Genomic DNA, 13,912 nt, shown 5'->3' with positions numbered 1-13,912 from the left:
GATTCAGAGTCCTTGCAGTGCCTGCAATTCGGCGCGGGTCAAGGCGCGGCAGAACGCGGCCTCTTGTTCATCGCGTCGGGCCTTGGTCTGCTGGCTCATCGAGAAGCCGAGATCGGCTTGGGCCTCGAGTTCGTAGAGGGTGCGGCTCTCATCGAGCTTGAGATCACGCCAATCGGACTCGCTGCGGGTCTGTTCGGCAATGATGTCGAGCAGTTCGAGCCGCGTGAGCAGCTCCAAGGCGCGTTCGCGCACGGCCATGCGCACGAGGGCCTGCTCGGCCTCGCCGCGCCCTTGCATCAGCGCCTGGAGGCCGGGATTGTTCTCGAGCGCGGCGGCGACGATCGCCCCGAGTTCCGGCAGCTCAGCCTGAGCGGGCTCCAGCGCCGGAGTGATGAGCTGCCGAGGCAGTGAGGTCGGATGGCCGAGGGCGGTCGCCAGCAGAGCGCGGGTGACGCGCTGCGCTGCCTCGCTGGCGGCGCGCTGGCGGCGGATCAGCTGATAATCGGCCTGCAGCTCGGCGGTGCGCAGTGGCGAGAATTGCCCGAGTTCTTGGCGCGTCTCGGCACGGTCGAACTGGATGAAGGCCACAGCCATGGCCTCGTTGTCGCGCGCGAAGCTGAGGTCGGCCAGCAGGACATCGAAGAAGCGCTGCATGATCTCGAGCCGCTGGACAGCGACGCGGCCGAGCAAGCCCGACCAGGCGACATCGCGTTCGGCGTCGTTGCCACGGGCGCCGCTGAAGGCGAGTGAATGGCAGCCGAGGTAGAGCGGCTGCGCGCGCGGCAGGTCGAGTCGCGTGGCGGGTGATGAGCGCGTTCCGGGCGCGTCGGCTGAGGCATTGTGATCGGCTGCAGTGTTGCGAGCGGCTGCCGTCACGCGCGGATGCGTCTCGGCGAAGCCGAGCGCCTGCTCCAGGCTGAGCGGATCGGGCACCTTGGCTGGCGCCTCGTCGGCGTTGGTCGTCGCTGGACTCCACAGCATCAGCAACAGGACGGTTGCCAAGGCGTGGGTGATGGGACCGGGAAGGCCGTCACCGAGGTCGCCTGGCCGCCGAGGAGGATGATAAGGGTTCGACGATCGCCTCATGGCCGTGTGATCTCCTCGTTCTGAATGTTGCCGCACAGTGAGGCGCACCATCACCCTTGCGCTCGACATCTCAGGCGGTGAACGCGTGGGCGTGCTCACTGTTCAGTGCGCCTCGTCCCAGTTGTCGCCGACACCGGCCTCGACCAGCAGCGGTACCGCCAGCTCGGCGGCGTCTTGCATCAGGGCGCAGATCTGCTCCGAGGCCGCTTGCGTGGCTTCCTCGGCGACCTCGAATACCAGCTCGTCGTGCACCTGCATGATCATCCGCACCGGCGGCTGCTCGCGGCGAATCCAGGCGTCGACCTGGATCATCGCGCGTTTGATGATATCGGCTGCGGTGCCCTGCATCGGCGCGTTGATCGCGGTGCGCTCGGCGGCGCTACGCAGTTGATGGTTGCTGTGACCGATGTTGGTGAGGTAGAGCCGGCGGCCGAACAGGGTCTCGACGTAGCGATCCTGGCGCGCCTGCTCGCGGGTCTTGTCCATGAAGGCGCGCACGCCGGGATAGCGGGCAAAGTAGGCATCGACATAGTCCTGCGCCTCCTGGCGCTCGATGCCGAGCTGGCGCGCGAGCCCGAACGCGGACATGCCATAGATGAGGCCGAAGTTGATCGCCTTCGCCGAGCGGCGCTGCTCGTTGGTGACCTCCTCGGGCTGCAGGCCGAGGATCTCGGCGGCGGTCGCGCGATGGATGTCCTGACCGGCGGCAAAGGCCGCGAGCAGACGCTCGTCGCCAGAGAGATGCGCCATGATGCGCAGCTCGATCTGCGAGTAGTCGGCGGCGAGCAGACAACAGCCCGGCTCCGGCACGAAGGCGCGGCGGATGCGCCGCCCGGCCTCGCTGCGGATCGGGATGTTCTGCAGGTTCGGATCGCTGGAGGAGAGCCGACCGGTGGCTGCAACCGCTTGGTGATAGCTGGTGTGCACGCGGCCGGTCTCGGGATGGACCATCGCTGGCAGCTTGTCGGTATAGGTCGAGCGCAGCTTGGTCACGCCGCGGTGCTCGAGGATCAGGCGCGGCAGCTCGTAGCCGTCTTCGGCCAGTTTCTCGAGCACGGCCTCGGAGGTGGACGGGGCGCCCTTAGGCGTCTTCGCCACCACCGGTAGCTTCAATTGCTCGAAGAAGATGGCGCCGATCTGCTTCGGCGAGCCCATGTTGAAGCGGCTGCCAGCTTCGGCATAGGCGCGTTCTTCGAGTTCCGCCGCGCGTTCGGCGAGGTCGCGGCTTTGGGCATTGAGTTCATCGACATCGACGCGCACGCCGGTGCGCTCAATGCGCGAGAGTACAGGCACCAGGGGCATCTCGATCTCGCGGTAGACCCGCGTCAGGCCCGGCAGGGCCTGGATGCGCGGCCAGAGGGCCTGATGCAGCCGCAAGGTGATATCGGCATCCTCGGCCGCATAGGGGGCTGCGGTCTCGAGCGGGATCTGGTTGAAGGTCAGTTGTTTGGCGCCCTTGCCGGCGATGGTCTCGAATTTGATGCTGTCTTCGTCGAGGTATTTCTTCGCCAGCGAATCCATGTCGTGCCGGGTCGCGGTGCTGTCGAGCACGTAGCTCTGCAGCATGCTGTCGTGGGCGATGCCCTGCAGATCGATCCCGGCGCGGGCGCAGACGCTCATGTCGAACTTCAGGTTTTGGCCGAGCTTGGGGCGCTCGGGGTCTTCAAGCAGCGGTTTCAGGGCGCTGAGCACCTGCTCGCGATCGAGCTGATCGGTCGCGCCTGGGTCATCGTGCGCGAGCGGGATGTAGGCGGCCTGGTGAGGACTGACCGCGACCGAGACGCCGACGATCTCGGCGCGCATGTAGTCGAGCGCGTTGGTCTCGGTATCGAAGGCGAATAGCTCGGCCTGGCGCAGGCGCTCGAGCCAGTCGTCGAATTCGGTCTGGGTGAGAATGGTGTGATAGTCGGCCGCAGGCCGTTGGGGCTTGCCGACCGCGTGCTCATCCACCGTCGATGGGTCTCCCGCGTTTCCGTCCGCGCCATCCGCGCTGCCATCAAGAGTCGCCAGCAGTCGTTTCGATTCGATGCGCTCGTACCAGGTGCGTAAGGTCTCGCGGTCCGGCTCGCTGGGGCGCAGATCGGTCGGCGCCAGTTCGAGCGCTACATCGCGCTTGATGGTAGTGAGCTGGCGGGCGAGCGGAAGCTGGTCGAGTGCCGCGCGCAGATGCTCACCGACCTTGCCCTTGATCGACTCGGCGTGGCTGATCACGCCATCCAGGTCGCCGTATTGCTCGATCCACTTGACGGCGGTCTTCGGGCCGCATTTGGGCACGCCGGGGATATTGTCACTGCTGTCGCCCATCAGGCTCAGGTAGTCGATGATCCGCTCCGGCGGCACGCCGAACTTGGTCTTCACGCCCTCGGGATCGAGGACGGTGCCGCTCATGGTGTTGATCAGGGTGATGCGCTCATCGACGAGCTGCGCCATGTCCTTATCGCCGGTCGAGATCAGGGTCGCTAGATCCTGCTCGGCGGCGCGGGTGGCGAGGGTGCCGATCACATCGTCGGCCTCGACCTCGGGGATCTCGAGCAGCGGTAGGCCCATCGCGCGAATGATGCTCTTGAGCGGGTCGAGCTGTTCGCGCAGCTCGTCCGGCATTGGCGGGCGATGGGCCTTGTAATCACTATAGAGCGCGTCGCGGAAGGTCGGCCCGGGTGCGTCGAAGACGACCCCGATGTAGTCCGGCGCGGTCTCGTCGATGAGCTTGCGCAGCATGTTCAGCACGCCGATCAGGGCGCCGGTGGCCTCGCCTTGGGAATTGGTCAGCTTCGGCAGCGCGTGATAGGCACGAAAGAGATAGCCGGAGGCATCGATCAGAACGACGGCGTACTGGGAGTTCATCAGTCTAAAGCGGTCTAAAGTCGCCCCACAGGGTCTGGATGGCCGCGATCGCGGCGAGGGGAGCGGTTTCGGTTCGGAGCACTCTGGGTCCTAGCCGGACGGGCGTGAATCCCCGCGCCTGGGCCTGGTCGCGCTCCTCGGGCGTGAGACCGCCTTCCGGGCCGATGAGCAGGGTAGTGTGCTGCTGCGGTGACGGTAATTCGGTGAGGGTTGTTTCAGCGGCGTGATGGAGCAGGATGCCTTCCGAATGGTCTTGGCCGAGCCAATCCTCGAGCATTGCGGCGGTGGCAATGGACGGCAGCCGCCGTCGCCCGCTCTGCTCGCAGGCGGCGATCACCACCCCCTGCCAGTGCTGGGCGCGTTTAGCCAGGCGCTCGCCGCTCAGCCGCACCAGGGTGCGCGTCGAGAACAGGGGCTGGATGCCGCTGATGCCGAGTTCAACCGCCTTTTGGATGGCGAGATCCATGCGTTCGCCGCGTGAGATGCCGAGCGCGAGGGTGATCGCCAAGGCGGGCCTGGGCTCGGGCTCACTGACATCGAGGAGACGCACTGCGACCTGGTTGCGCGTGCTGGTCTCGATCTCGGCGCGGTAATCCCGCCCATCGCCGTTGAAGACCGTGAGCGGCTCGCCGGCGCCGAGTCGCAGGACTTGGGCGGCATGTTTCGCCGGACGCGGCTCGAGTTCGATGCACTCGCCGACGCTCAGTGGCTGTTCCGTGTAGAGGCGATTCTCACGCATGCTTGGTTGAGTTCAGGTCGGCGCTATGCAAGCAAGGAGCTTAGCAGCGGTCGCGATTCGGAGTTCAGACGGCGTTTCAGTTGGGCGCTGTCAGCTTGAGGGCGCCGGTGGCAACGACGCCCCAGCCAGCGACTAACAGCAGGCCGCCGATCGGGGTGATCGCGCCGAAGAGGCTAATCCCGGAGAGCACGAGGATGAACAGGCTGCCGCTGAAGACGAGCGTGCCGATCACCAGCAGCCAGGCCGCGATATCGAGCAGGCGTCGAGCCGCTGCCGGCAGGCGCGTCGACCAGTTCAGCGCGGCCAGGGCGAGGAGGGTGGTGCCATGCCAGCCCAGGTAATGCGCGGCGGTGGTCCAGACCTCGGCGCGCTCTGGGCTGATCTGTCCTTCCAGGGCGTGTGCGCCGAAGGCGCCTAGGGTCACGGCGCCGAGCCCAAACAGGGCGCCGGCGGTTGCAAGCAAGCGGGTCATCAGGCGTTACTCCCCTCATCGGATCGCGCCCTTGCGGGCGTCGCATGCGAGCTTCTAAATGAGGGGCAGCATACTGCAATCAGCCCGCGATCGCTTTGCGACCTGCTGCGGAACACCGTGTATGAGATTGACGAACACGATCAGAAGCCCCACCTCGACGGGCAGATTGCTCGGTGTTTGGCCTTTGCCAACGGGGCCGGCCTGAGCGTGGTGCAGAGCGTCACCGAGATCGACTCGGGCCTAAACGGGCCTCGCAAAAAGCTGCTCGGCTTGCTTGCTGATCCGAAGGTGGAGGTGATCGTGGTCGAGCACCGCGACCGGCTGATGCGCGTTGGCGCGGAGTATGTCGAAGCGGCCCTGCACGCACGCGGGGCGCGGCTGCTGGTGGTCGATGACGGCGAGCTGACCGACGACCTGGTGCAGGACATGATCGCCGTGCTCACCTCTTTCTGCGCCAGACTCTACGGACGACGCTCAGCGGCCAATCGCGCCAAGCGGTTGGTGGAGCAGTGCCAAGATCAGGATGCAACGGATGAAGCGACCGAAAAAGCCGGCTAAGGCCCAGCGCACCTATCAGGCGCGCCTTACCGATCCCGACGGCGCGCTGGATGCGGTGCTCGGGGCCTATGCCGAGCTGTACGGTCGGGCCGAGCGGGCACTGTTCGCCGACCTCGCTGCGGGTTGCGAGCCCGCCGCACTCAAGTCGAGCTACCTGATCCGCTTCGGTCTCACCGCCCGGCAGTTCAACGCCATCGCGATTCACCTTACAGGCAAGCTCGCCTCCATCAAGGAGCGCCGGACCGGGTTGATCGACGAGGCCAAGGTGCGGATCAAGAAGGCCGAGCAGGTCATCACCACGCTCGACAAACGCCTCGCCAAATCGCTGGAGCCCGATGAGCGCCGGCGCCTGAGCGCCAAGCGCCACCAGAAGCAGCGCCGACTGGCCAAACAGCAGGCCCACCTCTGGTGCCGAGACCATCCACGCGGCGCTGGACGCCAAGCAGGCCATCGGCTACCGCTTCCAGCGCGATGCCAAAGGGTGGCGGGTGTTTATCACCACCCAGGCCAGGTCTGTGCAGCAGACCAGCCGCCGCCAGCTCGGTGCCATCGGCATCGACCTCAACGCCGATCATCTCGCGCTCTGCGAGACCGATCGCTTCGGCAACCCGATCGCCAGTCTCACCGTCGCGCTCTGCACGGATGGCCTGAATCGTCACCAGGCCCAAGCCGCCATCGGCGAGGCGATCAAGGCGGTGATGGCCTTTGCCACCGGCAAGGACAAACCGCTGGCGATCGAGCAGTTGGACTTCGCCAAGAAGAAGGCTGCGCTCGAAGACGAGTCCCCCCGTTATGCGCGGATGCTCTCAGCGCTGGCCTACACCCAGATCATCGCGACCTTGAAGGCGCGCGCTCATGAGGCGGGCCTGGAGGTCATCACCCGCAACCCGGCTTACACCTCGGTGATTGGCCGGGCTAAGTTTGCCGAGCGCTACGGCCTCGGTGCCCATCACGCCGCCGCGCTGGTCATCGCGCGGCGCGCTCTGAACCTCTCGGAACGGCCCAATCGCCGCGCCAGAACCGCCCGCGCTCTACCTGCAAGGAATCGAGCGCGGCACGTCTGGTCGTTTTGGAGCCAGCTCGTCCGAGCGCAGCGACGCCTGCAGCGTACGGGCGGTCGGTCTTCGGGCCGATCCCGCTCACCCCCGACCCCTCGGGCGACGGCGTGACCCGCGATCCATTCGCCCGAGGTTGGTGCCATTCCAGCCCGCCAATCGTGAGCAACATTGTTCGGCTCATGTGCATGGAACGTTTTTCCATGGCTCGAGGAACGGCGTTAGCAGGAGTGGCAGTAATGGCTCGGCAAGCCGGCGATGCGGCAGGCCTGTTTGCAGCCGCCGTCGGGGAACAGGCCTTCGAGCTTCTTGCGCGTGCAAGGGGTGTGCTCGGAGACCTTCTCGCCGATCGCACGGATGATCACCTTGGGCGAGGGCGGGATCTCGTGGAAGGCATAGTATTCGCGCAGGAACTCAATGACGGTCCAATGGCACTCCGTCAGGCTGAGCCCTTCTTTCTGCGCCATCGCATAGGCGAGGTCGTTGTCCCAATCGTCGAAGCGAGCCAGAAAGCCTTGTTTGTTGAAGAGGACGTCGCGCCCAGCCATTTCGCCAACAGTATTCATCGCAGTCATCGGTCTACTCCTCCACCTGAGGTGGGTGGATCTCCCGGTTTTTTCGGTTCGGGTTGCCGTTGGTGGTCTATCGGCTTATTGGTTTATTAGTGAGTTGTGAAACAGCATTCTTCGCTGCTGTCAAGGAAATATAGACCTTTCCAGAAAGTTTTGCAGGGCTAAAAACTGGGATCTAGGATGATTTCCTTACTGGCAGAGCGCATGTCCGCTGCAGCCAAGCTGGGCACCCTCCGTGAGGATCATATCGAAGACCTCGGCTGTCTCCAAGCTAGCGCCGGTCAGGTCAGCAGCCCATAGGTCCACATAATGCAGCCACGCACCATAGAGATCCGAATGGCGAAAGCTGGAATCAGCGAGGTTGGCATACATGATGGCCGCATAGCGCAGGCTGGCATTATCGAACGTCGCTTGCTCGGCCTGAACGGAGTCGAGGTCGGCATAGGAGAGCTGCGCGTTCTCAAGGTTGGCACCATTAAGCGTGGCAGCCCGCAAGCTTGCCCCCCGCAGATCGGCGTTCGCGAGATTGGCATAGGTAAGGTCGACGAGGGAGAGATTGGCCCCTTGCAGGTTGGCGCCGCTCAGATCGACATTGCGCATATCGAAGTCGAAGTCGCTGATACGATCGGGATGATACTGCCAGACGTTGCAGCCCGACCAGTTGACCCCGGGAGCGGGCGGGGCGCTGCAGTCCGCGCTCTGCCGGACCTGTTGGGGCACCTGCAGATTGAGCAGGCTCAGGCGGCCGGCACCACAGTAGTTCGGCTGGCTATAGGCCGGATTGCCAGCGGCGAAGTCGGCGAGCCAGCCGAGTGCCTGGAAGCCGTGCATCTCAGTGTAGAAGCTGCGCACCAGTGCTGCGGCACCAGCGACATGGGGAGTCGCTGCCGATGTACCAGTGAACTGGTTGCCATAGCTCGGGTACTGGCTGCTGGTTACACCGCCATAACCGCATAGGGCCGGTGCCGGCCGACCGTCGTCGGTTGGCCCCTGTGAACTCGATGGCGAGAGGATGTCGAGGTTGGGCGGCTGAAACCGAACCTCACCAACCGCCGCCACAAGCTTGGCGTCAGCTGGCGTTAGCAGGCTGCCGAAAGCAACATGGCCTGGCCAGCGCTCCTGGTCGACCTTCGTCGAGACGACGTGGAAGACCGCATCCTCGTTCGAGCTATACGAGGCGAGCACGAGGCAGCCGCGATAAGTGTCGACCACGCCGTTGCTATCGGTATCCACAGCGCCGGCGACATCGGCGGGCTGTACACTAATTAGCTCCGCTGGGATGAGCGCTGTGCCCCTTGTGTCGCTCTTGTAACCGGTGAAGAAATTCATCGCGGGATTGAAGAGATAGATATCGTAGTCCTGATCGGTGAGGTTGAACCCCTGCCAGGTCACACCGATCGCCGTGTAACTGTGGTTGATCGGCAGGCAAGCCTGAGCGGCGCCGCCGAGTTCCGGCCGAAAGGCCATGACGCTCTGATGCTGAGCGAGAATCGGATGAATGGCGCCGGGAGCGATCCCTGCCGGCTCATAGGTGGCAAAATGACCGATGCTGCCGGAGTTACCCGCCGCCTGGGTGACCGCGATCCGGTTGCGTGAGGCACGGCTGAGGGCGCGCGCGGCGACGCTCTCGCCGCCCAAATGGTAGCCCTGGCCCTCCGGCCAGCGGCTGCCGATATAGGGCGGCAGGTTGGCGAAGGCGAGCGAGGAGGTGAGGACGTCCACGTCACCGCGCATGATCGCGGCCGTTACCGCGTTCTCGAAGCCGACTACGCCTTTGGCGACATAGGCAATAATCCGTGCGTCGGGTGCCATGTCGGCGACGATCTCCGCCACCGCCGTACCATGCGACTGAGTGGGAGATTCACCGCACAGGAGATTTCCTCCGCACAAAGAACCCGTCTCATCGAAGATCCGGCTCTCGGCTAAGTCCAGGTGGCCAATGAGTTCAGGGCTGAACGGATCGAAGCTGTTGTCGACGACAACCACCGTTTGCCCGGCACCGGCGATGCCGGCGGCATGGATCTGGGCGGCGTGGCTGTAGCCGACGGCCTCGCTGGTCACATTGCCAGCGACCTGCTGCGGTACGGCCTCACGGCGCAAACAGACGGTATGGACCCGCCGGTCGCGGGCCAGCGTATCGGCCTCGGCCAGCGTCAGACGCACGACATGGACTGATCCGTCACTGGTACGTGCCGTGGCGCGCCGGGCTACGAGCGGTAGCTCGGTGATCCCCGGTGCCAGATAGACATAGAGATGATCGCCGTGTCGCGTATTCAGCGGATCGGGGTGACCGCTGCGGCGCTCATTGATGATTAGGCGGGTGATTAACTCTGGGCACAACTTAGGCGACAGGCCCTTGCGCCGCACGAAGGCGGTGATCTCGGCCGGGGTCGCCACCGCCGTCGGAGTTGCCACCGTTGATCGTGGTTCGATGGGTTCCGGCCTTAGTATCGCTAGCCGACCGGGGGCGCTCAAGGCTGGTTTCCCGCGTTCCATCACAGGCACCTCGAAGCCTGAGCGGGGTGTCGGCGCGTCCCTCGAGAGATCCTGGCTGAAGGCGTAGCCCGCAATGAGAAAAAGGACAAAAAGCACAATCGCCTTGATGCAAGTGCGTTGAAAATCAACTAACCAGAACATGGCGCCGTCTCCTAATCCGGGTACAATTCAGGACGATTTTTTGAAGGTTCTTAGTAACCATCACCTGGTAAAGCCGGGAGCTTCAAATTTCGTCAGTCGCTCAAAGCGGCAAGGGGAGGCTAACGCGGCCCCACAGTCTTCCCGCCAGAACCGGTGGTTTACCCGATTTATTGAGCGTAGTCCGTCGTTCTAAACAATCAAGTTTTTTGCTCAACAATTCCAAGCTTAAAACCATTGTGTTATCAGTGTTTTTAGGTGGATTGAAACAAACCTTTTAAGAGAATTCTGCCGTCGGATAATGTCACTTAACACGGCTACGCGCCGAACGGGTTGATCTTGTCCCAGAATTGCGTCCAGCGCCCACCCGGTGGACTGTACCTAAAAGGGCCGGACTACCAGCTGACGGCTTCTTCGGCGATCTCTTGCAGCATCGTCGCGACCTCTTGCATGGTCGGGCTTGCCTCGGTCTCGGAGTCCGGAATCTGGCGATGGGCGACGTAGGTGGTGCCGGCCTCGTCGGGCAGCGTGTAGACCGCGATGATGAACGGGCAATTGACGATCCGGCGCGGGTCTTCGCTGATCATCTTGCGCGAGAGCACGGCGCTGCAGAACTCAACCGAGTCCGCCTGACCGAAGAGGGAGCCGCCGAGATCGAGGTCGGCGCCGGTGCGCTCGAGCATCTCGTTCATGTGCATCACGTTATTGATGAACATGCCACGCTGCTGAATGGCCAGCTCGAGGCCATCCATCACATCGGCAAAGCGGCTCTCGCTGGTGTAGACCGCATACTCGTCGGCCAGTGCCTGGCTGGCTGTGGAGAACAACAGCAGGCTGAGTATCAACCTCTGAAATCGGATCATGGGCATTTGCTCCTCAATCGGCCCTGCGGCGGACCGGCCGCCGCAGGTGGAGTGGATGGGATCGAGCGTCAGTATTGGTCCATGGGGCGGAAGGCGGGCGCCGGCGGCCAGCTCCCCTCGTTATCGCCACTGCGGCGGCCCTGGGGCGGCTGCGGCCGGCGCTGGGGGGCGTTACGCGATTCGAGCTGTTCGATGCGTCGTTTGAGGGCCTCGATCTCTCGGTCCTTGGCGTTCTCGCCAGAGCCGGAGCCGGAACCCGCGCCTTGCGTCGGCTGCGCCGGCGCTGTCTGCGGCGACGGGGTGCCATAGCCAGGCGCGCCGTAGGCTGGTGCCTGAACCCCATAGCCAGGGGCGCCATAGCCGGGCGCGCCATAAGGCGCATAGCCATAACCACCATAAGGGCCATAGCCAGGGACGCCATAGGCACCGGGACCATAAGCCCCCCATGGACCCTCGTCGTAATAGCGGTCGTTATCATTGCCGCCGAACCAGCGGCCAGGGTTGAACATGTCGCCAAAGCCGGTCGCCTGGACGGCTGGCGCGGCAATAACGAGAACGGCCGTTAAGGTCATGGTCTTGCTAACGGGGTGTGGCACGATTGACAAAGCGAGATCCTCCATCCGGGTCACTGAGCTGATCATTGTTCTATAGGGCGGTTGTCTCTAAAAGCTATGGGCGAACGCTGGTTCCGCAAAGCCCGCATCCGTCAGTGGCGGAAGGCTAGAGCGATGGGCGCGACCCATGCGCATGCGAATGATGATGGTGTTCGTGATGGTGGTGTGCGTGATGATGGGCGCCATGGTGGGCGCCGACCTCCGTGGCCTGCTCGCCGAGGTGTAACCGGGCGCCGTCCGGCTGGACGCTGGGGCGCGCGGTCTTGCCCTCGGCGCGGCGCTCGTTTTGCGCCGCGACCTCGTGGCGCAGCCAAGCGAGCCAGGGCGCGAGCCGATCCTCACCGCCACGGATCGCGACCCGCTCGAACGGCACCTGACTGGCGAGGTGGCGCAGATAGCCTTCGGCGCGTTCCGGGTCAAAATCATCCAGGATCGGAAGCAGATCGGCCTTGCTCAGCAGGACGAGGTCGGCGGCGCGAAACATCACCGGATACTTGGCCGGTTTGTCATCGCCCTCCGGCACCGACAAGAGCGTGACATTGCGATGTTGGCCGAGATCGAAGCTGGCCGGGCAGACCAGATTGCCGACATTCTCGATGAACAGCAGGTCGACCTCGCTGAGATCGAGCTGGTGCAAGGCTTCGTGCACCATGTGCGCGTCCAGATGGCAGGCGCTGCCGGTGGCGATCTGGATCGCCGGCACGCCCTTGGCGCGGATGCGTTCGGCGTCGTTCTCGGTCTCTAGGTCGCCTTCGATCACCGCAATGCGCAGCTCTCCCTGCAAGGCCTCGATGGTGGCCTCGAGCAGGCTGGTCTTGCCGGCGCCGGGCGAGGACATCAGGTTCAACGCGAGCACGCCCTGGCTGTCGATATGCTCGCGATTGTGCAGGGCTTGATGGTCGTTCTCATCGAGCAGGCTGGTGAGCACGGCGACTGCGGCGCGGCCATCAGCGGTCTTGGCATGCTTGCCGTCAGCGCGCACGAGATGTTCGTTGCCGGGAGTGATGTTACAGCCGCAGGTATCGCACATGAGGGTCTCCGCTTTGGGGGCGCCGCTTTGGCGGGGGGCGTCGGCCTTCGCTCAACGCGTCGATCCCGACTATAGCAGCGCTGCGTCATACGCATGCAAGGCTTGGGAACCTGGTGAGTCGCGCGGACGCTTTCAACCGCTTGCGCCAGCCTCGTCGGCATCGGCATCGGCCTGATCGGGGATGCTCATCTCAAGGCTTGCAAGCAGCATCTCGTCGCCACTGGTGAGCCGGGTGTGATAACTGCCACAGCCTGCGCACAAGAGCCGGTTCGCGGTCGCTTCGCTTTCCTGTCCGCAGTCGACACAATGCACGCGCACCGGCGCCGCCTCGATCTCAAGCTCGGCATGTTCGGCCAGGGTGCCGGCCGCCGCCAGTGGGTAGGCATTGGCAAGCAAGGGCGCCTCGACGCCGGAAAGCGGCCCGATGCGCAGCAGGATGCGCTCGACCCGCTCGGCGCCGTGCTCCTTGGCGATGCGCTCGACTTGATCGAGCAATGACAGGCAGACCGAGAGTTCATGCATGCTGGGCCTCCGGCGGGCGGCAGTTGACGCTGTCTGGACGCGATCCGATGGTGCGCTTGATCCGGGCCGAGCGTGGACGCGTGGGCCGGCGGTTCGGCGTTTAGGCTAGACGCCGTATCAAGGCTTGCGCTATGATACAGGGCTTCGTCTGGAACAGCGTCAGTGCTTCGCGATCCTCAAGACGACGTCGGGCCGTTAGCTCAGCTGGTAGAGCAGGGGACTCTTAATCCCTTGGTCGTAGGTTCGAATCCTACACGGCCCACCAGCGCTCGAAGGCCTGCGCGTGCATGGTTCCATGCCGCGTGGGCTTTTTTCATCTCGGCCATCGCACCTTCCTGGCCGCGATTCTATTCCTCATTCCAGGCAGACGCTGGCGGCAGGGTCTCCGATCCGTCAAGATGGCCGAAACGCTGAAACAGACCGATTCCGCCGCGAGTAATCCCTCCGATGCCGACGGCCCCCAGGTGGCGGGCCAAGCCGCAGACGAGGCCAAGGCCGAGGCGTTGATTCCAGGCGGACCGCAGACCTGGTTGCGCGAGACACCCGACACCGTCGACCAGGACGATGGGCGCAACGGAAGTCATTGGTCCCTGCCCTGGTCGGACCTGATGATGGTGATGTTCGTGCTGTTCGCGGTACTGATGACGCAGCAGCTGCGCACGAATTTTGAACTCATCGAGGCCGCCGAGCGGCGAGAGATGGTCGCGGAGTTGGTGCCCGAGCCGTTGCTCGAGCCTGAGTCTGAGCCCGAGTCTGAGCTGGAACCGTTGCTTGAACCCGAGCCGTTGCCCGAGCCCGAACCCGACCAAGAATCAGACCTCGAATCCGAGCTGGAGCTGGTGCTTGAACCAGAACCGGTGCTTGAGCCTGAGCCCGAGCCTGAGCCGGAGCCGGAACCAGATCAGCAGCCTGAGCCGGGGAGG

At 64.2% G+C, this 13,912-nt stretch carries 12 protein-coding genes, 1 tRNA gene and 1 pseudogene; 4 read left to right on the top strand and 10 right to left on the bottom strand.

The window, feature by feature from the left end; genetic code table 11:
- Nucleotides 1-3: 3 nt before the first annotated feature.
- The 4 genes from AC54T3_RS10975 to AC54T3_RS10960 form a co-directional block, all read right to left on the bottom strand.
- A complete protein-coding gene (locus AC54T3_RS10975) occupies nt 4-1,086 on the bottom strand; it encodes a TolC family protein (RefSeq protein ID WP_496624674.1) in 1,083 nt (360 codons plus the stop codon).
- A gap of 102 nt (nt 1,087-1,188) precedes the next feature.
- Nucleotides 1,189-3,930 (bottom strand): DNA polymerase I, encoded by a 2,742-nt coding sequence (gene polA / locus AC54T3_RS10970; protein ID WP_496624672.1) that lies wholly within the window; start codon nt 3,928-3,930, stop codon nt 1,189-1,191.
- Nucleotides 3,931-3,934: 4 nt separating this feature from the next.
- On the bottom strand, nt 3,935-4,669 hold the full coding sequence (locus AC54T3_RS10965) for a 16S rRNA (uracil(1498)-N(3))-methyltransferase (protein ID WP_496624670.1): 735 nt from the start codon (nt 4,667-4,669) through the stop codon (nt 3,935-3,937).
- Between the two features lie 76 nt (nt 4,670-4,745).
- Complete coding sequence (locus AC54T3_RS10960; RefSeq protein WP_496624668.1) at nt 4,746-5,141, bottom strand: DUF423 domain-containing protein; 396 nt, start codon at nt 5,139-5,141, stop codon at nt 4,746-4,748.
- A 126-nt stretch (nt 5,142-5,267) separates the two neighbouring features.
- Here AC54T3_RS10960 and AC54T3_RS10955 point away from each other — a divergent pair.
- Both AC54T3_RS10955 and AC54T3_RS10950 read left to right on the top strand, forming a co-directional pair.
- Nucleotides 5,268-5,699 (top strand): annotated as a pseudogene (locus tag AC54T3_RS10955) (IS607 family transposase); the annotation flags it as partial.
- A 515-nt stretch (nt 5,700-6,214) separates the two neighbouring features.
- Nucleotides 6,215-6,868 carry an IS200/IS605 family accessory protein TnpB-related protein gene (locus AC54T3_RS10950; protein WP_496624666.1) on the top strand — a complete coding sequence of 218 codons (654 nt, stop codon included), beginning with the start codon at nt 6,215-6,217 and terminating at the stop codon, nt 6,866-6,868.
- Between the two features lie 107 nt (nt 6,869-6,975).
- Here AC54T3_RS10950 and AC54T3_RS10945 read toward each other — a convergent pair whose 3' ends face one another.
- The 6 genes from AC54T3_RS10945 to AC54T3_RS10920 all read right to left on the bottom strand — a co-directional run bounded on the left by AC54T3_RS10945 (nt 6,976) and on the right by AC54T3_RS10920 (nt 12,989).
- Nucleotides 6,976-7,329, bottom strand: a complete 354-nt coding sequence (locus AC54T3_RS10945; protein WP_496624664.1) for a TusE/DsrC/DsvC family sulfur relay protein — start codon at nt 7,327-7,329, stop codon at nt 6,976-6,978.
- Between the two features lie 186 nt (nt 7,330-7,515).
- Nucleotides 7,516-9,741 (bottom strand): pentapeptide repeat-containing protein, encoded by a 2,226-nt coding sequence (locus AC54T3_RS10940; RefSeq protein WP_496624662.1) that lies wholly within the window; start codon nt 9,739-9,741, stop codon nt 7,516-7,518.
- Between the two features lie 614 nt (nt 9,742-10,355).
- The gene (locus AC54T3_RS10935) at nt 10,356-10,823 is read right to left on the bottom strand and encodes a DUF302 domain-containing protein (RefSeq protein ID WP_496624660.1); all 468 of its coding nucleotides are present in this window, start codon (nt 10,821-10,823) and stop codon (nt 10,356-10,358) included.
- A 68-nt stretch (nt 10,824-10,891) separates the two neighbouring features.
- Complete coding sequence (locus AC54T3_RS10930) at nt 10,892-11,395, bottom strand: hypothetical protein (protein WP_496624658.1); 504 nt, start codon at nt 11,393-11,395, stop codon at nt 10,892-10,894.
- A gap of 148 nt (nt 11,396-11,543) precedes the next feature.
- A complete protein-coding gene (hypB, locus tag AC54T3_RS10925; RefSeq protein WP_496624657.1) occupies nt 11,544-12,467 on the bottom strand; it encodes a hydrogenase nickel incorporation protein HypB in 924 nt (307 codons plus the stop codon).
- A 132-nt stretch (nt 12,468-12,599) separates the two neighbouring features.
- The gene (locus AC54T3_RS10920) at nt 12,600-12,989 is read right to left on the bottom strand and encodes a hydrogenase maturation nickel metallochaperone HypA/HybF (RefSeq protein WP_496624655.1); all 390 of its coding nucleotides are present in this window, start codon (nt 12,987-12,989) and stop codon (nt 12,600-12,602) included.
- A 189-nt stretch (nt 12,990-13,178) separates the two neighbouring features.
- Here AC54T3_RS10920 and AC54T3_RS10915 point away from each other — a divergent pair.
- Together AC54T3_RS10915 and AC54T3_RS10910 are read left to right on the top strand one after the other, a co-directional pair.
- Nucleotides 13,179-13,254, top strand: a tRNA-Lys gene (locus AC54T3_RS10915).
- Between the two features lie 133 nt (nt 13,255-13,387).
- The coding region (locus AC54T3_RS10910) for a hypothetical protein (RefSeq protein WP_496624653.1) at nt 13,388-13,912 on the top strand (525 nt) is incomplete at its 3' end.

The sequence above is a fragment of the Halochromatium sp. NSM3 genome, assembly GCF_059621085.1.
This window is presented reverse-complemented; position numbering and strand designations above follow the sequence as displayed.

What these genes read in the sequence shown, in the direction of transcription:
- AC54T3_RS10975 (WP_496624674.1), bottom strand. Translation starts at nt 1,086, where the DNA reads ATGAGGCGATCGTCGAACCCTTATCATCCTCCTCGGCGGCCAGGCGAC.
- polA (WP_496624672.1), bottom strand. Translation starts at nt 3,930, where the DNA reads ATGAACTCCCAGTACGCCGTCGTTCTGATCGATGCCTCCGGCTATCTC.
- AC54T3_RS10965 (WP_496624670.1), bottom strand. Translation starts at nt 4,669, where the DNA reads ATGCGTGAGAATCGCCTCTACACGGAACAGCCACTGAGCGTCGGCGAG.
- AC54T3_RS10960 (WP_496624668.1), bottom strand. Translation starts at nt 5,141, where the DNA reads ATGACCCGCTTGCTTGCAACCGCCGGCGCCCTGTTTGGGCTCGGCGCC.
- AC54T3_RS10945 (WP_496624664.1), bottom strand. Translation starts at nt 7,329, where the DNA reads ATGACTGCGATGAATACTGTTGGCGAAATGGCTGGGCGCGACGTCCTC.
- AC54T3_RS10935 (WP_496624660.1), bottom strand. Translation starts at nt 10,823, where the DNA reads ATGATCCGATTTCAGAGGTTGATACTCAGCCTGCTGTTGTTCTCCACA.
- AC54T3_RS10930 (WP_496624658.1), bottom strand. Translation starts at nt 11,395, where the DNA reads ATGACCTTAACGGCCGTTCTCGTTATTGCCGCGCCAGCCGTCCAGGCG.
- hypB (WP_496624657.1), bottom strand. Translation starts at nt 12,467, where the DNA reads ATGTGCGATACCTGCGGCTGTAACATCACTCCCGGCAACGAACATCTC.
- AC54T3_RS10920 (WP_496624655.1), bottom strand. Translation starts at nt 12,989, where the DNA reads ATGCATGAACTCTCGGTCTGCCTGTCATTGCTCGATCAAGTCGAGCGC.